The organism is Acidimicrobiales bacterium, from assembly GCA_016794585.1.
In the GTDB taxonomy this organism is placed as follows: domain Bacteria; phylum Actinomycetota; class Acidimicrobiia; order Acidimicrobiales; family DATDAH01; genus JAEUJM01.
The window spans coordinates 137,200-159,131 of sequence record JAEUJM010000040.1; the positions used below are offsets into that span (position 1 = coordinate 137,200).

The 21,932-nt window shown below is 74.6% G+C and carries 17 protein-coding genes; 2 read left to right on the plus strand and 15 right to left on the minus strand.

What is annotated here, in order from left to right:
- Positions 1–75: 75 nt before the first annotated feature.
- The 15 genes from JNK12_19125 to JNK12_19195 are packed head-to-tail and all read right to left on the minus strand — an operon-like array spanning position 76 to position 19,684.
- Positions 76–1,821: an aspartyl/asparaginyl beta-hydroxylase domain-containing protein gene (locus JNK12_19125; GenBank protein MBL8778060.1), complete on the minus strand. Its 1,746-nt coding sequence runs from the start codon at positions 1,819–1,821 to the stop codon at positions 76–78.
- Positions 1,818–3,746 carry an asparagine synthase (glutamine-hydrolyzing) gene (gene asnB, locus JNK12_19130; GenBank protein ID MBL8778061.1) on the minus strand — a complete coding sequence of 643 codons (1,929 nt, stop codon included), beginning with the start codon at positions 3,744–3,746 and terminating at the stop codon, positions 1,818–1,820. The genes JNK12_19125 and asnB overlap by 4 nt, the downstream gene beginning before the upstream one ends.
- Positions 3,746–4,867 (minus strand): glycosyltransferase family 4 protein, encoded by a 1,122-nt coding sequence (locus JNK12_19135; protein ID MBL8778062.1) that lies wholly within the window; start codon positions 4,865–4,867, stop codon positions 3,746–3,748. Before JNK12_19135 ends, asnB begins: the two co-directional genes overlap by 1 nt.
- A complete protein-coding gene (locus JNK12_19140; GenBank protein ID MBL8778063.1) occupies positions 4,860–6,080 on the minus strand; it encodes a glycosyltransferase in 1,221 nt (406 codons plus the stop codon). Before JNK12_19140 ends, JNK12_19135 begins: the two co-directional genes overlap by 8 nt.
- Entirely contained in the window at positions 6,077–7,282 is a 1,206-nt protein-coding gene (locus JNK12_19145) for a glycosyltransferase (protein ID MBL8778064.1), read from the minus strand. Before JNK12_19145 ends, JNK12_19140 begins: the two co-directional genes overlap by 4 nt.
- Positions 7,279–8,454, minus strand: coding sequence for a glycosyltransferase (locus JNK12_19150; protein ID MBL8778065.1), 1,176 nt, complete (start codon positions 8,452–8,454; stop codon positions 7,279–7,281). Before JNK12_19150 ends, JNK12_19145 begins: the two co-directional genes overlap by 4 nt.
- The gene (locus tag JNK12_19155) at positions 8,451–9,650 is read right to left on the minus strand and encodes a hypothetical protein (GenBank protein ID MBL8778066.1); all 1,200 of its coding nucleotides are present in this window, start codon (positions 9,648–9,650) and stop codon (positions 8,451–8,453) included. Before JNK12_19155 ends, JNK12_19150 begins: the two co-directional genes overlap by 4 nt.
- 39 nt (positions 9,651–9,689) lie before the next feature.
- On the minus strand, positions 9,690–10,778 hold the full coding sequence (locus JNK12_19160) for a glycosyltransferase family 4 protein (GenBank protein ID MBL8778067.1): 1,089 nt from the start codon (positions 10,776–10,778) through the stop codon (positions 9,690–9,692).
- Complete coding sequence (locus JNK12_19165) at positions 10,775–11,839, minus strand: glycosyltransferase family 4 protein (GenBank protein ID MBL8778068.1); 1,065 nt, start codon at positions 11,837–11,839, stop codon at positions 10,775–10,777. The genes JNK12_19160 and JNK12_19165 overlap by 4 nt, the downstream gene beginning before the upstream one ends.
- On the minus strand, positions 11,836–13,020 hold the full coding sequence (locus JNK12_19170; protein ID MBL8778069.1) for a hypothetical protein: 1,185 nt from the start codon (positions 13,018–13,020) through the stop codon (positions 11,836–11,838). Before JNK12_19170 ends, JNK12_19165 begins: the two co-directional genes overlap by 4 nt.
- Positions 13,017–14,180 carry a glycosyltransferase family 4 protein gene (locus JNK12_19175; GenBank protein ID MBL8778070.1) on the minus strand — a complete coding sequence of 388 codons (1,164 nt, stop codon included), beginning with the start codon at positions 14,178–14,180 and terminating at the stop codon, positions 13,017–13,019. The genes JNK12_19170 and JNK12_19175 overlap by 4 nt, the downstream gene beginning before the upstream one ends.
- Before the next feature lie 41 nt (positions 14,181–14,221).
- Positions 14,222–15,418, minus strand: coding sequence for a glycosyltransferase (locus JNK12_19180; GenBank protein MBL8778071.1), 1,197 nt, complete (start codon positions 15,416–15,418; stop codon positions 14,222–14,224).
- The gene (locus tag JNK12_19185) at positions 15,415–16,620 is read right to left on the minus strand and encodes a glycosyltransferase family 4 protein (protein ID MBL8778072.1); all 1,206 of its coding nucleotides are present in this window, start codon (positions 16,618–16,620) and stop codon (positions 15,415–15,417) included. The genes JNK12_19180 and JNK12_19185 overlap by 4 nt, the downstream gene beginning before the upstream one ends.
- Before the next feature lie 5 nt (positions 16,621–16,625).
- A complete protein-coding gene (locus JNK12_19190; GenBank protein MBL8778073.1) occupies positions 16,626–18,767 on the minus strand; it encodes a bi-domain-containing oxidoreductase in 2,142 nt (713 codons plus the stop codon).
- Positions 18,764–19,684: a class I SAM-dependent methyltransferase gene (locus tag JNK12_19195; GenBank protein ID MBL8778074.1), complete on the minus strand. Its 921-nt coding sequence runs from the start codon at positions 19,682–19,684 to the stop codon at positions 18,764–18,766. Before JNK12_19195 ends, JNK12_19190 begins: the two co-directional genes overlap by 4 nt.
- A gap of 34 nt (positions 19,685–19,718) precedes the next feature.
- Between JNK12_19195 and wecB the strand changes: the two genes are divergently transcribed.
- Complete coding sequence (gene wecB / locus JNK12_19200) at positions 19,719–20,783, plus strand: UDP-N-acetylglucosamine 2-epimerase (non-hydrolyzing) (GenBank protein ID MBL8778075.1); 1,065 nt, start codon at positions 19,719–19,721, stop codon at positions 20,781–20,783.
- Between the two features lie 44 nt (positions 20,784–20,827).
- On the plus strand, positions 20,828–21,931 hold the full coding sequence (locus JNK12_19205; protein MBL8778076.1) for a DegT/DnrJ/EryC1/StrS family aminotransferase: 1,104 nt from the start codon (positions 20,828–20,830) through the stop codon (positions 21,929–21,931).
- Position 21,932 lies beyond the last annotated feature (1 nt).

A 21,932-nucleotide genomic window follows, 5' to 3' on the forward strand; every position in this document is an offset into this window, starting at 1 on the left:
CCAGGTTGCCGGTTTCGCCGAAGTATAGAGGATCACCCCTCGTTGTCGAGGGTCCGCGCCCCGACGGCGGGGCCGTCAACGCCCGCCGTTCAGCTCCCATTCGAGCTTCTCGAGGCGCTCGGCGGCACCCCGGGCCTCCGGGTAGAAGGCGAAGGCCCGCTGGGTGAGGGCGTTGAACTGCCGGTACGGGGTGCGCAGGGGACGGTCGAGCTCGAGCAGCAGCGTCACCCGCGGGGCCGCGGCCCGGTTCCACGCCTCGTGCTCGAAGGTGTCGTCGAAGAGGATGCTCTCGCCCTCGCGATAGGACAACACGTCGTCGAGCACGCGGAGCTGGCACGAGTCCGGGGGGTCGGGGACGATGAGGCCGAGGTGGTAGCGCAGCACGCCCCGGTTGGGAGCCTGGTGGCTCGGGAGGTGGGTGCCCGGCTGGAACACCGAGAACAGCGCCGAGGAGATCCCCGGGACCTGTGCCACCAGCTCGCTCGTGACGGGGCAGAGCTCGGCGTTGAAGTCGACGGGCTTGCGCAGCGCCCGCAGCACGAAGGTGTTCCACTCGCCGTCGTTGCCCTGGCTGACCCCCAGGACCTGCTCGATGCGGGGCACGCGTCGGGTCTCGAGCACGGCCCGGGCCTCGTCGCGGATGTCCTCCCAACGCTGCTCGAGCATCGCCGTCCAGGCGAAGTCGGCCGGGTCGTACACCGGCTGGAGCGTGACCGCATGGCCGACGAGGCGGTTGTTGGCCTGCATCAGGCCCAGCACGGCCGTCCCGATGCGCCCGGGGCCGCCGCCGGCGCCCGAACCCTCGTCACCGCCCGCGACCTGCCCGTCCGCTGCGAGGTCAGACCCGTGGGGGTCGACCGCCGCCGCATCGTCGGCGGGCGCGTCGCCGCTCGGCGCTGGGTCCTGCCGGTCCAGGAGGGCGGCCTCGTCGACGAGCTCCTCGGGCAGGTGGCAGAGGGCGGCGAGGTCGGTCGGCGTGAGCTGGCGGAACTCGATGGGCCGCACCTCACGGCGGGGATAGGTGTCCGGGAACTCGGCGCCTGCCAGCCCGTAGGGCGAGTACTGGACGAAGAATTCCTCGTCGACGTCGTGGAGCGACACCCGGGCGTCGTCGTGGCCCACGGCGTGGATGAGCCCGGCCTCCTCCGGAGCCATCGAGATCGCGACGGCGAGCCGAGGGGACGACGAGCGGTTCGGGAACGAGCAGTGGATGAGCGCGTTGTCCATCATCAGCGCCTCGCCCGCACGTGCGGGCAGGGCCACGGTGCAGTGCTCCTCGGCGAAGTGGGCCGCCTGGTCGTACGGCCACCACGTCCGGGTCCCCCGGGGGAGGCGGTCGAAGCGGTGGCTGCCGGGGATCACCTGGAGCGGGCCGTTGTCGAGCTCCTCGTCGGTGTCGTCGAGGGCGACCCACACCACCGCGGACCGGAAGACCCGCTCGTCGACGTAGCAGGTGTCCTGGTGCAGCGGCAGGGCGCTGTCGTCCCCCGGCCACTTCATGAGGTAGCTCGAGTTGAAGGCGCGGTGGCGGTCGAACAGCGGGCCGATCAGGGGCTCGAGGACCTCCTTGACCAGCTCGTTGGCGCGGGCCTTGCGCTCCGGGGTGGCCACGGCGTAGGTGGGGATGAACCCCTGCATCTGCTCGGGGAAGACCTCGTCGTAGATGGCGCGCAGCCGGGCCACCTGCTCGGGCCCGACGGTGGTGAGGGTGAGGTAGCCGGCCCGGGAGAACTCGGCCTGCTGCTCGTCGTCGACCAGCGTGCGCCGGGCGACGAGGGCCTCGTCGGCATCGGGCGCGGCCAGGTCGGTTTCGGTGCTCACGGAAGCGCGACGGTACTGCCCCGCCCGTCGCCGTGACCAGCGTCGAGCCAGGTCTGGCACATGAGCACGGGCCAGAGCCGGTAGGCGGCGTCCTCGCCGGCGAGGTGGTCCGCCCAGACGGCGTCGACCGCGCTCCGGTCGAACAGATCGTCGTCGAGGCCCGCGAGCACGTCGCTCCCCCACTCGCGCAACGGACCCCGCAGCCAGTCGCCGATGGGCACGTTGAAGCCCATCTTGGGCCGCTCGAAGAGCTCGGTCGGGACGAATTGCCCGAGCAGCCGCCGCAGGGCGAGCTTGCCCCCGTTCGGACCGAGGCGGTCGGCGGTGGGGATGCGCCACGCGACCTCGGCCACCGCGGGGTCGAGGAAGGGCGCCCGGGCCTCGAGGCTGGTCGACATCGTGGCCCGATCGACCTTCACGAGGACGTCGTCGGGCAGGAAGGTGGCGGCGTCGAGCTCCATCATCCAGTCGAGGCGGCGGTCGAAGCGGGGGTGGGCGACCCGCTCGGTGAAGGCGGTGGCCGGCAAGGTGGCGCCCCGCACGACCGCGGCGGGGTCGGCCCAGCTCGCGAGGCGGTCGAGGTGGCCCTGGTGCCAGGCCGGTCGGTCACCGGTCCCACCGGTCCCACCGATTCCGCCGGGCGGCGGCCCGGCCGGGCCACGGCCACGGCGGCGGAGCCGCTGGCGCCAGCCCTGCGAGGCGGACGCGGCGGACGCGGCCGCCTCGTCGTCGCCGTCGGAGGGCTCGTCCTCCAGGCTCCACAGGTGGTGCCAGTAGCCGCCGAAGAGCTCATCACCGCCGTCGCCGGAGAGCGCGACGGTGACGTCCCGGCGGGCGAGGCGAGAGAGCAGGACCGTGGGGATCTGGGACTGGTCGGCGAAGGGCTCGTCGTAGAGGTGACAGAGCTCGGGGATCACGGCCTGCGCCTCGGCCGGGGTGACCTCGAGCTCGGTGTGGTCGGTCCCCAGCACCTCCGCCACGCCCCGGGCGAAGGGCGCCTCGTCGAACTGCTCGTCGGCGAAGCCGATCGTGAACGTGCGCACCGGCCCGTCATGGTGGCGGTCCATGAGCGCCACGATCAGCGAGGAGTCGATGCCGCCCGAGAGGAAGGCCCCCAGGGGCACGTCCGACACGAGCCGGCTGCGCACCGACGCGGTGAGGGCGGCGTCCAGCGCCTCGTCGGCCTCGGCCTCGGACCCGAACGGCCGTCGCCCGGCGCCTTCGGCCACGTCGGCCAGCGACCAGTAGGCCTCGATGCGCTCGCCGTCCGCCGCCGACCACGTGTAGAGACTCGCCGGTGGCAGCTTGCGCACCCCCTCGTACACCGAGTGCGGCGCCGGGATGTAGGTGTGGCGCAACAGCAGGGCCACGGCGTCCCGGTCGATCCCGGGCCCGAACGCAGGGTCGGCCCGCAGCGCGGTCAGCTCGGAGCCGAAACGCAGCACCCCGTCGTGCCACCCGTAGTAGACGGGCTTCTCGCCGAAGCGGTCCCGGCCCAGAACCAGGCGGCGCTCGTGGGCGTCCCACGCCGCGAACCCGAACATGCCGACGGCGCGCTCGGCCGTCCGGCGCGCGCCCCAGGTGGCCAGCGCCGCCAGCAGCACCTCGGTGTCCGATCGGCCCCGGAACGACCACCCGGCGGCGGCGAGCTCGGGGCGGAGCTCCTCGGCGTTGTACAGCTCGCCGTTGTAGGCCAGCAGGTGGCGCCGGTCGGGCGACCACATCGGCTGGTGGCCCGCCGGCGAGAGGTCGACGATGGCGAGCCGGCGGTTGCCGAGGGCGACCCCCCCGGCCTCGTCCACCTCGACCCCGCCGTCGTCGGGCCCGCGGTGGCGCAAGGCGTCGGTCATGGCCGTCGCCACCCCCCGGAGGCTCTCGCCGGTCCGGGTGTGGGCCGGGTCGAGGAGCCCGGCGATGCCGCACATCAGCTGGGCCCGGCGGTCAGGCCGCGCTCGATCTCGGCCAGGGTGGCGGGCCCGCCGACGTCGACGGTGTGGTCGCGACGGACGACCTCGGCGCCCACCGCGCCGAGTCGATCGTGCAGGGACCGGTCGACCAGCAGCTCGGCCACGTGGTCGGCCATGGCGTCGACGTCGAGGTAGGGCACCACGTACCCGCACCCCTTGGCCACCAGCTCGGCGGCGCCGCCGTTGTCGAAGGTGACGATGGGGACGCCCACGGCGCCCACCTCCATGCACACCCTGGGGAACGGGTCCTCCCGCGACGTGAGGGCGAACACGTCCATGAGCGCATAGTACGAGTAGGGGTCCGGCCGGCTCCCGAGGAAGTGGACCCGCTCGGAGAGCGAGGCGGGCACCAGCCGCCGCTCGACCCGCCAGAACGCCGGGCCGCCGGGCTCACCCCCGATCCAGACGAAGTGGACGGGCCGATCGGGGAGCCGTTCCTGCAGCGCCTTGGCCAGGCGTACGAAGAGGTCCGGGCCCTTGCGCCAGTCGGTCGTCCCCGCCGCCCCGACGACCAGCGCGTCATCGGGCAGGCCGAGCGACCGCCGCAGCGCCGCGGTGTCGGCCTCGCCGGCCGGTGCGTACCCCGAGAGATCGATGGAGCCCGGCACGACCGCGATGGCGTCCTCGGCGACGCCGTAGCGCTCGACGAGGAGGCGCCGGACGCTCCCGGACACGGCCACGAAGCGGTCGGCCTCGGCCAGCAACCGGGCCAGGACGGGCTCGTCGAGCGAGCGGCGGAACGACATGCTCAGCTCCGGCACCCGGGCGATGACGTACGGCCGGGGGGAGGGAAGGTGACTGAGGGCACCGGCGGCCAGGATCGAGTTCAGGTAGAGCACCGGGGCGGCCGGAAGGCTCGGTGCCGAGGTCGTGGGGTCGAACAGCTCCGGGGCGAGGCGGGTGGGGACCAGGGACTCGAAGTCGGGCCGCAGCTGGCCGCCGTCCTCGCCCAGGCGGCCGGCCACCACCTCGATCTCGAGGTCGGTGTGGGACCGCAGCCAGCGCAGGACGTGCAGCAGCGACAGCGGGGCGCCGGTCCGGGTGAGCTCGTGGGTGGCGGCGACGACCCGGTCAGCCATCTCGCCCCGCGCCCGCCCGCCAGCGCTCCAGGTCGGCGTGCAGCGCCGGCGCGCCGGCGTGCACGTCGAAGCGGTCGCGCACCGCGGCGGCCGCCCGCTCGCCCACCGACCGGCGCAGGTCCGCGTCTTCGATCAGCGTCACCACCCGGTCGCCCATGGCCTTGAGGTCCAGATAGGGCACGACGAAGCCACACTCTCCGTCCCCGGCGAACTCGGCCATCCCGGTGTTGTCGAAGCACACGATGGGCGTCCCCAGCAACGAGCTCTCGAGGCACACCAATGGGAACGGGTCCTCCCGAGAGGTCAAGGTGAACACGTCGAAGAGCTGGAACCACGGGGCGGGCACCGCCTGCGGCTCGACGACGTGCACGACGTCGCCGAGACCGGCCTTGTCGAGGTCGTGGCGCATCCACCGCGTCTCCTCGGTGTCGGGCGGCGCACCCACCCAGACGAAGTGCACCGGCCGGCCGAGGTCCCGCTCGCGGAACGACTGCGCCAGCGAAAGGAAGAGGTCGGGCCCCTTCCGGGACTCGGTGACACCCATGGCCCCCACCACCGCGGCGTCCGGCGGGATGCCCAGGTCGGCCCGCAGGTCCGTGCTGGTCGCCGGCACCTTCGCGAGGAAGGCATCGACCTCGATGAACTCGTAGTGGCGCACGACGCGCGTCGGATCGAGGCCGTGCTCGTCGACGAGGTAGTCCCGCACGAGGTCGGACGCGGCCACGACCCAGTCCGCGGTGTCGGTCAGCAGACGACGATCGGAGTCGCTGCGGGGCATGCCCAGTGCCCCCATGAGCTCGTGCACGTGGGCGATCACGAGGCGGGGGGCCGGCCCGAGCAGGTGGACCATGCGCAGGCTCACCACGCTGTTGCAGTAGACGGTGCCCACCGACCGCAGGTGGGCGAGGCGCCGTCGGGCGAGGGCGCCCCGCACGAGCGCGGCCTGACGGTCGAGGCGGGCCGCCACCAGTGCACGCGACAGCCAGTGGTCACGGAGATCGGCCAGCACCACCGTCGGGGCCACGGCGGCGAAGTCGTCGACGAGGGGGCCGCCTTCGACCAGCACCACCTCGAAGCGGAGATCGGTGTGCTCACGCAGCCACCGCAGGAAGTAGAGGAACATGAGGGGCGCTCCGGTGCGGGAGGCCTCGTGGCCCACGAACAGCACGTCGACCGACGCGCCGCGGCCCGGCCCCGCCTGCGCCGTGCTCACCGGGTCCGCCAACGCTCGAGGTCCCGGTGCAGCGCCGGCGCCGCGGCCTCGACGTCGAACTCGGTGCGCACCCTCGCCGCGGCCCGGGCCCCCACCGCGGCGCGCTCCTCGGCGTCGTCGAGCAGCGCCATCACGCGGTCCGCCATGGCCTCGACATCGAGGTAGTCAACCATGAAGCCGCAGTCACCGTCCCCGGCGAACTCGGCCATCCCGGTGTTGTCGAAGCACACGATGGGGGTGCCCAGCAACGAGCTCTCCAGGCACACCAGGGGGAACGGGTCCTCCCGGGAGGTGAGGGTGTAGACGTCGAAGAGCGCGAACCAGCGCGCCGGGGTCGGCTCGGGCGGGACGAGGTGCACCCGGTCGGCCAGCCCGGCCCGCTCGATGTCCTGGACCAGCGCCACGGTCTCGTCCCCCGCGGGGTCGGCGCCGAGCCACACGAAGTGGATCTCACGGTCGTGCTCACGCCGGCGGACCAACTGGGCCAGCAGTACGAAGAGGTCCGGACCCTTGCGCCACTGCGCCACCCCGACGGCGCCGACCACGGCGGCGTCCGGCGGGATCCCGCAGGACGCCCGCACCGCGTCGACCGCCGCCGCGTCGGGCGGCGTCGCCACCATCGCGTCGACGTCGATGAACTCGTAGTGACGCACCACCCGGTCCGGGTCGACGCCCAGGCGGTCGATGACGAGGCGGCGCACGAGGTCGGAGGCGGCCACGAAGTGGTCGGTCCGGGTGGCGAGGATCTCGAGGGTGGCCTCGTCCTGCGCCCGGAACGCGCCTTCCATCTCGTGGACGTGGGTGACCACGACCTGGTCGGGCGGAGCCCCGTCGAGCAGCGGCAGGACCCGCACGCTGCTGATGCTGTTGGCGTAGACGAGCGGCGCGGCGCCCAGACCGGCGAGGGCGCGGCGCGCGGTGCGCTCGTGGAGGCGCCCGGCCAGCCCGTGCAGACCGGCCCGACGGGCCACGGACTCGAGGCGTCCGGCCGGCAGTTCGGCCAGGACGGTGGTGGGTGCCACCGCGGCGAAGTCGGCCTCGAGGGGCCCGCCGTCCACCACCACGACCTCGAAGGTGAGGTCGGTGTGCTCGCGCAGCCACCGCAGAAAGTAGAGGAGCATCAGCGGCGCGCCCGTGCGGGTGACGTCGTGGCCGAGGAAGAGGACGTCGACGTCCCGGCTCCCCGCAGGTGGGCGGCTCACCGGGACACCTCCGCCACGGCGAGTCGGACGGCGTCGAGGGCCACCGTCGTGGGGTGCAGCGCGGCCACGGTGTCGGCGGCCCGCTCCCCCGCCACCCGACGGCGGTCGGCGTCGTCGACCAGCCCGGCGACGCCCTCGGCCATGGCCATCAGGTCGAGGTAGGGGCAGACGACCCCGGCTTCGTCGTCGCCGACGAGCGCCGCCAGCTCATGGCCCTCGAAGCACACGGCGGGGACGCCCCGGGCCATGGCCTCGAGGTACGCGCCGGGGTGGTCGGCACCCCAGCCGGCGTGCGCGACCACGTCGCACACGAGGTGGTAGCCGGGGAGCGGCTCGCCCGCGTCGACGACCGTGACGCGGTCGGTCAGACCGGCACATTCCACGTCGTGGCGCACCCACCCGTCCGAGGCGTGCTCGGGGGCCACGAACAGGAGGCGGGCGGTGGTGCCCTGGCGCCGGAGCGCGACCGCGAGGGAGGCGGCGGGCGAAGGCGGGTCGACCGCCGACGCCCCGAACGACCCCACCACCACGTCGTCGGGGCCGAACCCGAGAGCCGACCGCAGCCGGGAGGCCTCGACCCGGGAGGCCTCGGCGCCCGTGGTCGGGGCCACCACCTCGGGGACGCGCACGACGCGTCCGGTGGCGACACGGAGCGGCCCGGTCAGCTCGGCCACCCCCGCCGCGGTGGTGACGAGGAAGCGGTCCACCCGGTCCACGAGCAGGGCGAGGTCCGCCTCCGAGAGCGGCTGGTCCAGCGGGTGCACGGACTCCGGCACCCGGCACACGATCCCCGCGTTCCCGGCCGTCGGCAGGTAGCGGAGGGCCTGAACGCAGAGCACGGTGTGGAGGTACACGGCATCGCCGGACCCCCACCCGTCGAGGCCCAGGCGCCGTGCCCGCACCCGCAGGGCGCCGGCGCGGAGGCCCACCCGGCCGAGGCCGCGCTCGACCAGGCCGGCGACGCTGCGCCCCGCGAGGTCGTCCACGACCGTGGTCGGGGCCAAGCCCGCGAACCGCTCCACGAGGGGCCCGCCCCCCTGGAGGAGCACCCGCACCTGCGGACCACCGGTGTCCGCGGCCAGGCCGTCGACGAGCGCGAGCAGGCTCCGGGTGTCCGCGGTGTCCTCGGCATCGCGGCCCACCACGAGGACGCGACCTCGGCCCGCGCTCACGGCCCGGCCTCGTCGAGGCGGTCGAGCAGTCGGCGCGCCACGGGCCCCGGGCCGTGCACCGACCCTGCCGCCGCGGCCATCGCCGACCGGCGCGACGAGAGGGTGTCGTCGGCCGCCAGCAGGCGGGTGACCTGCTCGGCCACGGCCACCACGTCGAGATACGGCGCCACGTTGCGGTCGTCGCCCAGGCGGGCGAGGTCGGCCAGGCCGTTGCCCTCGAAGCACAGCACCGGCACTCCGGACGCGGCGCGCTCGAGGTAGGCGAACGGGTAGTCGTCGACGCGGGTCAACAGCACGAGCACGTCGCAGAGGCCGAGGTACGGACCGAGGTCCTGATCGGCCGCGACCGCGTGGGTGCCCGCCTCGAGGCCCGTCGAGCGCAGGTCGTGCCCCATCCAGAAGCCCGCCTCGGTCTCCGCCGAGCCCCAGAGGAGCTCCACCGGGCGACCGGCCGCACGCTTCGCGAGCATCGACCACAGCAGGACGCCGAGGTCGGGGGCGTCCGCGTCGGAGGTACCGAAGGAGCCCACCACGAGCGCGTCCGGGTCGATGCCGAGCTCGGCGCGCAGGCGCTCGCGCTCGGGGGCCGGATCGGGCAGGCGCTCGTCGGCGGGGACGAAGAGCTCGGGCACCTTGTGGACGCGCTCGGCGCCGACCGCCCGATCCTCGACCAACTCGTCGCGCAGCACGCTCGTGACAGGGAGGAAGTGGTCGACCCGGCGCAGGAGAAGCGCGACGTCGGCGGCGGCCAGCGGGTGGTCGAGCGGGTGCACGTCCTCGGCGAGTCGGCACAGCACGGTCGGGATGTCGTCGGGCAGGTAGCGCAGCACCTGGACGCCGAGGACCGTGTGGAGGTAGACGGCGTCACCGGCGTGCCACTCGTCGAGGCCGAGACGCCGGGCCCGGATCCGGAACCCGGCCTTGCGGCGGCGCAGGGCGAACGCCAGGCGCTCCCGCAGCCCGTCCGGCGAGCGGGGGTCGAGCGCGGCGACGACGATGGTCGGCGCGAGCGACTCGATCTCATCGAGCAGCGGTCCACCGGCCATGAGGAGCACCCGCACGTCCCGTTCGCCGGTGGCCACGAGGGCGCGGACCAGCTCCACCAGCCCGACCGTCTCGGGTGTCCGGTCGGCCCGGTCGTGCACCACGAGCAGGCGCGGCACCGACGATGCCCCTGCTCCCGCCGTCTCAGCCACGGATCCATGCAAGCACGTGGACGGGGGTGCGCCGGTGCCTCACGCCGCCAGCCCCCGTTCGATCTCGGCCAGCACCAGCGGAGCGCTCACCTCGAGGGTGTGGTGCTCGCGCACGGCGCTCGCCAACCGCTCCCCCACCGCCGCCGCCTCGTCCGGGTGGTCCAGCCAGTGGAGCGTCTGGTCGGCGAGGGCGCGCACGTCGCCGTAGGGCACGACGCCGATCCCGGCGCGGGCCAGCAGCTCCTCCACCCCTCCGCTGTCGAAGGCCACGACGGGGCGTCCCAACGCGGCGGCCTCGATGGCCACCCGGGGGAACGGGTCCTCCCGGGAGGTCAGGGCGAACACGTCCAGCGCCGCCTGGAAGGGGGCCGGGTCCGGACGGTCACCGAGGAGGTGGAGGGTGCCGGTGAGACCGGCGCGGGCCACGTCGTCGGCGAAGCGGCCGAACTGCCAGGAGCGGTCGTCGCTGCCGAGCCAGAGGAAGTGGGTGTCGCCGTCGGGACGGCGGCGACGCAGCTCGACGGCGAGCTCGAGGAAGAGGTCTGCGCCCTTGCGCCAGGAGCGGCTGCCCACGGCGCCCACCAGGGGCGCGTCCGGGGGGATCCCGGCCTCGACGCGCGCCGCGGCGACGGCCGCCCCGTCCACGTCGACGTGGCCGAGGGGGACGGCGCCGTGCACGACGGCCACCGCCGCCGCCGGCACGCCGTGACCCTCGACCAGGTGTCGCCGCACCCGGTCGGCGACGGCCACGAACCGGTCGGCCCGGGCGAGCAGTGCGGCGCGGAGGTCGTCGGGCAGGGCCTCGTCGAAGGCCAGCTCCAGCTCGGGCACGCGGGCGATGACGTACGAGCCCGGCCACGACGAGGCCAGCAGCACCCGGGCGCTGAAGCTGCTGTTGAGGAACAGGACCCGCGGCGGCGGCCCCGCGAGCACGTCGTCGAGCGTGCGCAGTCGGGCGGCGGCGGCGAACTCGTCCTCCAGCGGGCCCCCTTCGACGAGGACGACCTCGACCGCCAGGTCGGTGTGCTCACCCAGCCACCCGAGGAGCTGGACGAGCCCGACCGGTGCCCCGGTGCGGGTGGCCTCGTGGGACACGAACACCACGTCCGCCCGCCCGCTCCCGCTCACGACGGCCCTCCCGGGAGCAGGGACTCGATCTCCGCGACCAACCGGGGGACGGCGCCGGCCAGGTCGTGGCCCGCCTCGACCCGTCGCCGCGCGGCCCCGGTCAGCGCCCGCACCCGGTCGGGGTCGTCCAGCAGGTGGAGGACGGCCTCGGCCATCGACTCGACGTCGGGGTACGGCACCACCACGCCACAGCCGTCGGCGAGGAACTCGCGCGCCCCGGTGCTGTCGAAGGCGACGACGGGCACGCCGAGGGCGGCGGCCTCCAGGCAGGTGAGCGGGAACGGGTCGTCCCGGGAGACGAGCGCGAACACGTCGGAGGCGGCGAACCACGGCCGGGCGTCCTCCTGCTCACCCACGAAGGCGACGACGTCGCGGAGCCCGAGGCGGTCCCGGTCGGCCAGGACGCCGTCGATCTCGGGGCCGGTGGCGGAGCCGCCCACCCAGACGAACCGGACATCCGGGCGACGGCGGTGCACCACCGCGGCGAGGGCGACGAAGAGGTCCGGCGCCTTGCGCCATTCGGTGGTCCCCGAGGCGGCGACCAGCGGTCCGGAGCCGACGGCGGCGGCCGGTGGAGGCCCCTGGACCGCGTCCCGGACCGCCCCCACGTCGACGAACCCGTAGTGGCGGACGATGCGCTCGTCCTCGATCCCGACGCAGCGGCGCAGCGCATCGGCCACCAGGTCGGACACCACGAGGAAGCGGTCGACCCGGTCCCTCAGCGCCGCCCGGTCGTCCTCGGTGATCCAGTGGGTGAGGGCGTAGTCCAGCTCGTGGACGTGACAGACCACGCGGGTGCCCGCCGGCACCTGGGCCAGGGCCGGCGCCGAACCGACGGTGTTGAGGTACACGAGGTCGGGAGCCAGCGAGGCCAGGTCCTCGACCGGGTGGGCCCCACCGGCCGCCTCGAAGTCCTCCACCAGCGGCCCGCCGGCGAGCAGGACGGTGGTGACGTCGAGGTCACGGTGCTCCCGGAGCCACCGCTCGACCTGCAGGAGCAGGAGGGGGGCGCCGCTGCGGCTGGCGTTGTGCGAGACGAACACCACCCGGCGGGGGGTCATCGGTCGGGGCGGAGCAGGCCCAGCAGGTACGCGGTGCGCTGGGCCGGGACGTGCCAGGCGTCGTACCGGCGGGCGACCCGCCCGGCGAGCCCGTCGCGGGCGACGTCGTCGGCCAGGAGGTCGGCGATGGCGCGGGCCAGCCCTTCGAGGTCGAGGAAGTCGAAGAGCCGGCCGGCGTCACCATCGACTCCGTCGACGAAGCGCTCGAGCGGACCCGTGCGGAAGCCCACCAGGGCCTGACCCCGCTCCCCCGCCGGGCGGTGCAGCTCCGGGTCGTCGACCTCGCGGCTGGTCACCACCTGGACGTCGGCCAGCCAGAGTGCGTCCTCGTCGGCCGGGCCGAGCACGTGGAGGTGGTCGGCGAGACCCATGTGGGTGATGTCGTGGTCGAGCTGGCGACGCTCGAGCGGGTCGCCCTCGGCGCCGACCCACACGCCGGCCACGTCGACCCCGCACCGCTCGCGCAGGAGCCAGAGCGTTCGCACGAACAGGTCGGCGCCCCCCTGCCACACCAGGGGCCCCGTCCCGGCGATGACCGGCGTACCGTCGGCCAGCCCGAGCCGCTGACGGAGCGCGGCCCGTTCCTCCGGAGCGGGCGGGTCGGGGCGGGCATCGGGCCTCGGCGCGCCGATGCGCACGATGGCCCCTTCGGGCACGCCGAGACCCAGGAGGCGTACACGGGTCTCCTCGGTCTGCACCACGAAGCGGTCGGCGGCGCCGAGGAGGAGCGACCGGTCCTCGTCCGAGAGCGGCTCGTGCACGTGTTCGGTCATCTCGCCCGCCGGGACCATGACCACGACCGTGGGGCGGTCGGCGCTCGGCAGGGCGCGGAGGAGCGGCGCGGCCCGTGGGCTGGTCAGATAGACGGCGTCGGGACGGTGGCGACCCCACGGACCGATGCCCAGACGTCGCCGGCGCACGGCGAACCCGGCGGCCGGGAGGTGGGCGCGGACCAGGGCACGCTCGACCACCGAGGCGGCGCCCCCCGGCAGGTCGGCCACGACCGACACGGGGCCGGGGCGACGCATCGCGGTGAGCAGGGGCCCGCCCTCCCAGGCGACGGCCTCGACCGCCAGCGCCCCGGACGCGACCCCGATCTCGACGACCTCGAGGGCCTCACGACCCGCCGGATCGTCGGCGGCGTCGGGCAGCAGGACGAGGACCTTCATCGGTGGGGTCACGGCAGGAGGGGCTCCATGGCGTCGTACCAGAGTGGCGCGCAGACGGACACGTCGTAGACGTCGCGCACCCGCTCGCTGCCGAGGGTGCCCCGGCGGCGGCGCTCGTCGTGGTCGACCGCGAGCTCGACCACCCGCTGGGCCATGAGCTCGACGTCGGGGAACGGTACGACCGCTCCGCACTCGTCGGCGCCCACGAACTCGGGCATGCCGCCGGCGTCGAAGCACACCACCGGGTTCCCCACCGAGGCGTTCTCCAGGCAAACGAGGGGGAAGGCGTCCTCGCGAGAGGTCATGAGGAAGAGGTCGAACATTCGGAACCAGTCCCACGGGTTGGACTGGCGTCCGGGGAAGTGGACCCGCCCCGAGAGCCCGGCGCGGTCGATCTCGTCCGCGAGGCGAGCGGCGTAGCCCTGGTCGTCGCCACCGATCCACACGAAGTGCAGGTCGACCTCGGGGGCACGCGCCATCGCCGAGCGGGCGATCTGCACGAACAGCTCGGGTGCCTTGCGCCACTCCATCACCCCCGCGGAGCCGACCACGACCGCGTCCTCGCTCATGCCGAGCTCGGCCCGGTCGACGGCACGGACCGGCGGCGGCGGCGCGGTGTTGACGAACTCCCTGGCCAGGGCGATGCGCTCCGGAGGAACGCCGAGGTCGATGAGGGCGTCCTGGGTGACCTGCACGCCAGCGATGAACCGGTCCGTCTCGCGCCGGAGGCGGCCGCCGTTGTCGTCGAGGTGGACGAGCTGCAGGCCCAGCTCGAGCGCCAGGGTGACGACCTTCGTCCGCCGTGGGCGCACGTAGCGGAGGTAGTCGTTCGGGCCGACCGAGACGATCACGACCGTCCGCAGGCGCGGGATGCGCCAGAGCAGGGCACGCAGGCGCAGGCCCCGGGCCGCATCACCCAGGCGGACCCCGACGGGGCCGAGGCGGTCGAGGGCCTGGGCGAGGCGCCACGATCGGATGCGGTCCACGTCGTGCACCGGGGACAGCTCGGCGAACTCACGCTCGAGCTCGCCCCCGCGCCAGAGCAGCACCTCGAAGCGCACGTCGGTGTTGGCCGAGATCCAGCGCAGCAGGTCGAGCAGGATCATGGGCGGCCCCACCCGGTCGCCGGAGTGGGTGATGAAGAGCACCGTCCCCCGGTCCGGCTGGTCCACGGGCGGCGAGTGTAAGGAGGGGCGCGCGGCGGTGCCAGTGCTCATCGGGGCCGGCGCCCGGCGGCCAGCACCGTCTGGAGCTGCTCGTAGAGGCGGGGCGCGGCGACGGCGGTGTCGTGGCGGGAGCGCACGTCCTGGGCCAGACGAGCCCCCATGGCCCGGCGGTGTTCGGGGTCGGCCAGGAGGCCGCCGACCGCCTCGGCCATCGCCTCCACGTCGAGGGCCGGGACCACGAGGCCGTTCTCGCCGTCGAGCAGCTCGGCCATGCCGCCGTTGTCGAACGACACCACCGGGGTACCCACCAGCCCGGCCTCTAGGCAGACGAGCGGGTAGGGATCCTCCCGCGAGGTGAGCACCAGCACGTCGAAGGCCCGGTACCAGTCGACGGCGTGGTCCTGCTCGCCGACGAAGTGGACCCGATCGGCCAGGCCCATGGACGCGTGGTCGTGCGCGAGGCGCTCGATCTCGAGGTGGGCCGGGCCACCGCCGACCCACACCAGGTGCGGGGCGTCGGGGTGGGGCTCGAGCCGGCGGGCGAGCTGGAGGAAGAGGTCGGTGCCCTTGCGCCACTCCTGGGTGCCCGCGGCGCCCACCACGGGCGCCCCCTCCGGGATGCCGACACGTCGGCGCAACTCGGCCGCGTCGGTGCGCGGGGGCGCGGTGACGACGTCCGCGTCGACGAACTCGTAGTGGCGGCTCACGAGGGCGGGATCGACCCCCTCGGCCTCGACGAGGTTGTCCCGCACCCGGTCGGCCACCGCCACGAAGTGGTCCGTGGCGTCGAGCCACCGACGTCGTTCGGCCTCGTCGGGCAGGGCGAAGGCGATGGCCATGCCCAGCTCGTGCACGTGCGACACCACCACGCCGTCGATCGCCGGGAGGTGCTCCAGACAGTGGGCGCTCTCGGCGCAGTTCAGCCAGTAGAGGTCGTAGCCGGTCAGGTCCTTCATCCTGGGCTTCAACCGGGCGCGTCGGAGGCGCTTGGCCACCCCGCCGAGGCCGACCACGGGGAGGTTCCGCTCGAGGAGCTCCACGGTGCTGCCCCGATCGAGCCGGCCGGCCACGTGGACCGGGGCGACGGCACGGAAGGCGTCCTCGGTGGGCCCACCGCGCCAGAGCAGCACCTCGACGTCCACGTCGCCGTGCTGGTCGAGCCAGCGCAGGAACGAGAGCAGCACCGCCGGCGCCCCGGTGCGGGTGGCCTGGTGGGACACGAAGAGCACCCGGGGACGGCTCATGGGAGCAGGGCCTCCAACTCGGCCCACCAGCGCGGGGCGCCCACCGACACGTCGAAGCCGTCGAGGATGCGCTGACGGGCCCGCTCCCCCACGGCGCGGGCGGCCGCGGGGTCCGCCGCCCACTCCGCGACCTGGGTGGCCATCGCGTCGACGTCGAGGAAGGGCACGAACACCCCCTCGCCCGGCCCGAACACCTCGCCGAGGCAGGTGTTGTCGAAGGCCAGCACGGGCCGACCGGCCCGGGCGGCCTCGAGGCAGACGAGGGGCAGGGCGTCCTCGCGGGACGTGAGGGCGAAGGCGTCGAACATGGCGAACGGCTCGGTGAGGTCCTGCTGGGGCCCGATGAAGTGGACCGTGTCGGCGAGGCGGGCGCTGCGCAGGTCGTGGGCCAGCGGGGCGAACTTGACCCCGTCGATCGGGCCCCCGATCCACACGAGGTGGACCGCTCGACCGCCGGTCGCCTCGGCGTGGTGGCGGAGAGCGACGCCGAGGCGGAGGAAGAGGTCGGGGGCCTTGCGCCACGCCGTGGGGCCGCACCCACCCACCACGAACGCGTCCTCGGGGATGCCCAGGCGGTGCCGCAGCGCAGTGCCGTCCGCCGCCTCGGGACGGGCGGTGCCGTCGATCTCGCGGCGCACGTCGATGAACTCGTGACCCACGACGACCCTCGCCGGGTCGATCCCCGGGCGGAGCAGGAGATTGTCGGCGATGCCCGTGGCCCCGGCGAGGAAGCGGTCCGTGCGCGTGAGCAGGGCCGACCAGTCCGCCGGCGTGAGGACGTCGAGGATCTGGTCCAGCTCGTGCACCGCGGTCAGCACCTTCTGGCCCGGGGCGGCGCGCAGCCCGTGCAGGACGGGCGCGCTCGCGACGCTGTTGAGCCACACCACGTCGTGGCCACGGGTGCGGGCCAGGCGGGCCGCCAGCCGAGCCGACGAGGCGCGGGACGACAGGGCGGGCAGGCCCACCTTGCGTAGGCCCAGCGCCGCCACCTCGGCCTTCGTCCACCGTTCGAACGGGGCCAGCACGGTGACCGGGCCGAACGCGCCGAAGGCGCCTTCGAGAGGACCGCCCCGCAGCAGGACGACCTCGACGTCCACGGCGCCGGGGCGGTGCTCGGCCATCCAGCGCAGGAAGTGCACCAACATGGCCGGCGCCCCCGTGCGGGACGCGTCGTGGGAGACCGCGAGCAGGCGGGGCGCCATGTCCGTCAGGCCGGGGGTGCCGCGAGGACCGGCGTGAACCGAGCGGGGTCGGCCGTGGCACCGGTGGTCAGGGACGCCACCGCCGCGAACACCGTGGCCGTGGTGTGGATGGCCGGCTGCACGTCGAACGGGGCGCCGTCGGTGATGGCACGTCGCACCGCGGTGAGCAGCTCGGCGTGCCCCTTGCCCGGGGTGGCCAGCCGCACCTCACGGCCGTCGATCACCACGGTGGCGAAGTCGTCGATCAGAGCGGAGCGCCCGCCGCCCAGGACCTCGACGCGCTCCTTCGCCATCCCCGGGGTCCCACCCGTCGTGTACACGATGGTGGCCAGGGAGTCGTCGGCGTAGCGGATGGTCAGCACGAGGTCCTCGGCCAGCAGCAGCTCCGTGCCCCGCACGGACGCCGACGCGCCGACCGACACCGCCGGATGCCCCACCAGCGCGCCGCAGGTGTCCACGAAGTGGCAGACCTCGCCGAGCAGGCGGCCGCCCTGGCGCCGGTCGCCGTACCAGTGGCCCGGCGGGGTGGCCTCGGCCGCCACCCGGTACGTGAGGGTGAGCGGTGAGCCCCGATCGGCGAACGCGTCCCGCACGACCGAGACGGCTTCGGCGTGGCGCCGGTTGAAGCCGACCGCGAGCAGGCCCGTCCCGCTCCGCCAGGCTTCCACCACCGAGGCGAGCCCGTCCTCGTCGAGGGCCAGGGGCTTCTCGCAGAAGACGTGCTTGCCGGCGGCGAGGGCCTGGGCGGCGAGCTGGGCGTGCGTGTCGTGGGGCGTGGCCAGGACGACGAGGCCGGCCTCGTCCGAGGCGAGGGCCTCGTCGGTGGTCACGGGTCGGGCGCCGAGGCGCTCGGCCAAACGCTCGGCCGACACCCCCGACGCCGACGCCACGAGCGCGACCTCGAGGCCGGCATCGGTGAGTGCCGGGACCAGCGTCGCTCGTGCGTAGTTGCCCGCTCCCACGAGTGCGACCGTGGCCGGGGCCGCCGACCGGGCGGCGCGGACCGGAGACGGCACGGGGGCGGGGTGGGCCTCGGCCTCCGGGTAGACCAGCTGGATGCCGAGGGGCGCCGCCACCTTGTCCTCGAGGACGGCGTAGGCGGCCTCGGCCTCGGCCACGGGGAAGGTGTGGGTGATGAGGTCGGCCACGTCCAGGTGCCCGCCGGCGAGCAGGTCGACGAAGGCCTCCAGGTTGCGGCGCGCCGTCCACGGGACGTGGCCGACCGGATAGTCGACGCCGGACTCCTCGAACAGCGGGTCGTAGCGACCCGGCCCGTAGCTGCGGGCCACCCGAAGGGTCAGCTCCTTCTCGTAGAGCGGGGTGCGCGCCAACGTGATGGGCACGTCGCCCACGAGCACGATCGTGGCGCGGTCCCGCGCGAGCTCGGGGGCCCGGGCCAGCGGCTCGGGCGAGCGGCTGGCCGCGGTGACGAGCACGGCGTCGACGCCGCGGCCGCGGGCCCAGTCCACCACCGCCTCGGTCGTCGGGTCGCCGTCGTCGACGAGGGCCAGGTCGACCGAGGGCTCGTGGCGCTCGAGCGCGGTGGCGTTGGCCTCGAGGGCCACGACCGTGCAGCCGGCCGCCTGGGCGAGGCGCGCCGTGATCCGGCCCAGCAGGCCGAGGCCGATCACGGCGACCCGCGCGCCGGGGCCGACATCGGCGAGGCGGAGCCCGTTGAGGGCCACCGTGCCGAGAGCGGCGAACGCTGCATGGGCGGGGTCGACCCCCGAGGGCAGGGCCACCGCCAGCGGGGCGGCAACCACCTGCAACTCGCCGTGACCGGCGCCGGCGGCCGCCACGAGATCGCCCACGGCCAGGCCGGAGGCCCACTCGCCCACCTCGACCACGACGCCCGCCGACGAGTAGCCGAGCGGCATGTCCTGGTCGAGGCGGTCGCGCACCGAGCGCGCCGTCCGCCGCAGACCCTCGTTGCGGGCGCGCCGGATGACCTTCCGCGCCAGGTCGGGGCGGGCGCGGGCCTTGGCCAGCAACGAGGACGAGGCCAGTTGGCGCACGGCCCGTTCGGTGCCGGCCGAGACGACCGAGTGGGTCGGCGCCACGAGGACCTCGGTGGGCCCGATCGACGGACGGGGCAGGTCGACCACCCGCAGCCGGCCGTCCCGCACGGACTGGACGACCTGCTTCACGGACCCACCTCCGGAACGACGCGATGCGGGCCCCGGTCGTCCTCGCGTCGCAGCACCATGGCGGTCTGCACGTGGAACTCCTCGGGACGGCGGTCGAGGACCTCGAACCACCCGCCCCACACGCGCGCCAGGTAGTCGCTGCTCTGGAACACCTGCGCGGCGCCCGCTCGGCGGTTGAGCACGGCGACGTCGAAGTCCGGCGCGACCGGCCCCACCCGGGCCTCGAGGGCGTCGAGGCCCGCCCGCAGGTTGGGGCTCTCGCCGGTGCGGCGGATGGCGGCGATGGTGTCCTCGTCGTAGACCGTGAGGTAGGCCAACCCCCCGGGAGCCAGCACCCGCCGGAGCTCGAGCACCCAGGCGTCGGCGAGCTCGCTGATGTGGGGGATCACCGAGCAGGCGTACACGAGCTCGAAGCTGGCGTCGGGGAAGGGGAGATGGGGGGCGGTGGTGCAGGTCGCGAGCCGGAACCCGGCGGGCAGGTGGGCCCGTGCCCAGGCCACGCGCTCCGCCTCCAGGTCGACGCCCCAGGCCTCGACCCCGGGGGCGACCGCCGGCCACCACCGCAACACCCGCCCGAACCCACAGCCGAACTCGAGGACGCGGTCGCCGGCGCCCAGGGAGAGCCCGTGGTCGGCCGCGGCCCGGCGGATGTTCGAGGCGTGCAGCTCACCGCTCGCGAGGTACGCCGAGCGGTCGTCCTCCTCCTCCAGCTCCCACCGGTCGGGGTCGGGCACGGGCCAGTCGGCCGGGCCGGATCCGTCTCCGGGTGGTGCCACCGGCCGGAGCACGTAGGCGTCCTCGTCGGGGCGGAGGGGACGGGCGCGTGCCGCGATGGTGCGGTCGTCCGCCAGCCCGCGCTCGAGACCACGCTTGACCGAGCGCACGCCCGCCGCCCGCGCGCCGGCCCAACGATCCATGCCCCGGATCATCGCACGGTTAGCCTCGGCGCCCGTGGACGCCGTGTGTGTCGCCGCCGCCCGGCCCAATTTCATGAAGGTGGCGCCCGTGCTGGCCGCCCTCGACGCCGCCGGCGCCACCACCACGCTGGTCCACGCCGGCCAGCACTACGACCCCGAGGTCAACGACGTCTTCTTCGCCGACCTCGGCCTGCGTCCACCGGACCACCACCTCGGATCGGGCTCCGGCAGCCAGGCCACCCAGACCGCCCGGGTCATGACGGCCTTCGAACCGCTCCTCGACCGGTTGGCACCCGACGTGGTGGTGGTCGTCGGCGACGTCACCGCCACGTTGGCGGTGGCCCTCGTCACCGCCAAGTCCGAGGCCAGACTGGCCCACGTCGAGGCCGGCCTGCGCTCCGGAAACCGCTCGATGCCCGAGGAGGTGAACCGTCTCGTGGTCGACCGGTTGAGCGACGAGCTGTTCGCACCGTCGCCCGACGCCGTCGCCCACCTGCGCGCCGAGGGGGTGCCCGAGGAGCGCGTCCACCTCGTGGGCAACGTGATGGTGGACAGCCTGCTGGCCAACCTCGGACGGGCGACGGCCGGCCCCACGCTGGAGGACCTGGGCCTCGTGCCCGGGACCTACGGGGTGGTCACCCTCCACCGCCCCGCCAACGTCGACGACCCCGTGGTGCTCGATCGCCTCCTCGACGCCCTGGGCCGGGTGGCCGAGCGGTGCCCGCTGGTGTTCCCCGTCCACCCTCGGACGCGGGCCGCCCTCGGTGACCGCCCCCTCCCCGCCGACGTCCGCCCCCTGCCCCCGCTCGGGTACCTCGACTTCCTGGCCGTCGAGGCCGGTGCCCGCCTGGTGCTGACCGACTCGGGAGGCCTGCAGGAGGAGACGACGGTGCTGGGGGTGCCCTGCCTGACGTTGCGCGACGAGACCGAACGACCGGTGACGGTCACCGAGGGCACGAACGAGATCGTCGGCCGCGACCCCGAGCGCATCGTGGCCGCGGCCGAGGCCGCGCTGGAACGGCCGCCGGCGCCGCACCGCCCCGAGGGGTGGGACGGGCACGCCGCCGACCGCATCGCCGAGGTGCTCTGCCGGGCGTGAGCAACCGGCGGCCCCCAACGGCGCCGTCTACGCTGACCCCGCTCATGGACCACCTCGCCGCACCCGACGCCCGGGGCATCCGACTCGCGCGCCCCGATGTGGGGGACGACGAGCTCGCCGCCATCGCCGAGGTCTTCCGCTCCGGCATCCTCACCGACGGGCCCGCGACCGCCGCGTTCGAAGCGGCCTTCGCCGCCCGCCACGACGTCGAGCACGCCGTGGCCTTCGCCAGCGGCACCGTCGCGCTGGCCGCCATCCACCTCGGTCTCGGCATCGGCCCCGGCGACGAGGTGATCGTGCCCTCGATGACCTTCATCTCGACGGCGACCTCGGTGCTGCACGTCGGGGCCACTCCCGTGTTCGCGGACATCCTCCCCGACACCTTCGACCTCGACCCCGCCGACGTGGCCCGCCGCATCACCCCCGCGACGAAGGCCATCGTGGCGGTGCACTACGGCGGCCAGGCCGCCGACCTCGACGGCCTCCGTGCGGTGGCCGACGACGCCGGCGTGCTGCTCGTCGAGGACGCGGCCGAGGCCCACGGTGCCACCTACCACGGGCGCCCGGTCGGCGGCTTCGGGCGGGCCGCCATGTTCAGCTTCACGCCCACCAAGAACATCACCACGGGCGAGGGCGGCATGGTCACCACCGACGACGGCGACCTCGCCGAGCAGCTCCGGCTGCTCCGCAACCACGGCCAGCCCGGGCCGGGACACCACGTCCTCGTGGGGTACAACTGGCGCCTCAGCGAGATGCAGGCCGCGATGGGCAACGCCCAGCTGGCCAAGCTCCCCGGCATCCTCGAACGAAAGCAGGCGCACGCCCGTCGCCTCACCGAGCTGCTCTCGGACGTCCCGGGCATCACCCCGCCGGCGGTGCGCCCCGGCTGCGGCCACGTCTACATGCTCTACACGCTTCTCGTGGCCGAGGGCCGCGACGAGCTGCGGGACGCCCTGGCCGAGCGCCGCATCGAGACGCGCGTCTACTTCCCCCCGGCGCACCTCCAGCCCATCTTCGCTCCCGCCCGCACCGACCTGCCCGTCACCGACGAGGTGGCACGCCACATGCTGTCGGTCCCCATCCACGCCCAGCTGCCGTCCTCGGACATCGACGAGGTGGCGCGGGCGATCGTGGACCTCCTGCCCTGAC

What these genes read in the sequence shown, in the direction of transcription:
- JNK12_19195 (MBL8778074.1), bottom strand. Translation starts at nt 19,684, where the DNA reads ATGGATCGTTGGGCCGGCGCGCGGGCGGCGGGCGTGCGCTCGGTCAAG.
- JNK12_19180 (MBL8778071.1), bottom strand. Translation starts at nt 15,418, where the DNA reads ATGAGCCGTCCCCGGGTGCTCTTCGTGTCCCACCAGGCCACCCGCACC.
- JNK12_19135 (MBL8778062.1), bottom strand. Translation starts at nt 4,867, where the DNA reads ATGGCTGACCGGGTCGTCGCCGCCACCCACGAGCTCACCCGGACCGGC.
- JNK12_19205 (MBL8778076.1), top strand. Translation starts at nt 20,828, where the DNA reads ATGGACCACCTCGCCGCACCCGACGCCCGGGGCATCCGACTCGCGCGC.
- JNK12_19185 (MBL8778072.1), bottom strand. Translation starts at nt 16,620, where the DNA reads ATGGCGCCCCGCCTGCTCGCGGTCTCCCACGACGCGTCCCGCACGGGG.
- asnB (MBL8778061.1), bottom strand. Translation starts at nt 3,746, where the DNA reads ATGTGCGGCATCGCCGGGCTCCTCGACCCGGCCCACACCCGGACCGGC.
- JNK12_19165 (MBL8778068.1), bottom strand. Translation starts at nt 11,839, where the DNA reads ATGACCCCCCGCCGGGTGGTGTTCGTCTCGCACAACGCCAGCCGCAGC.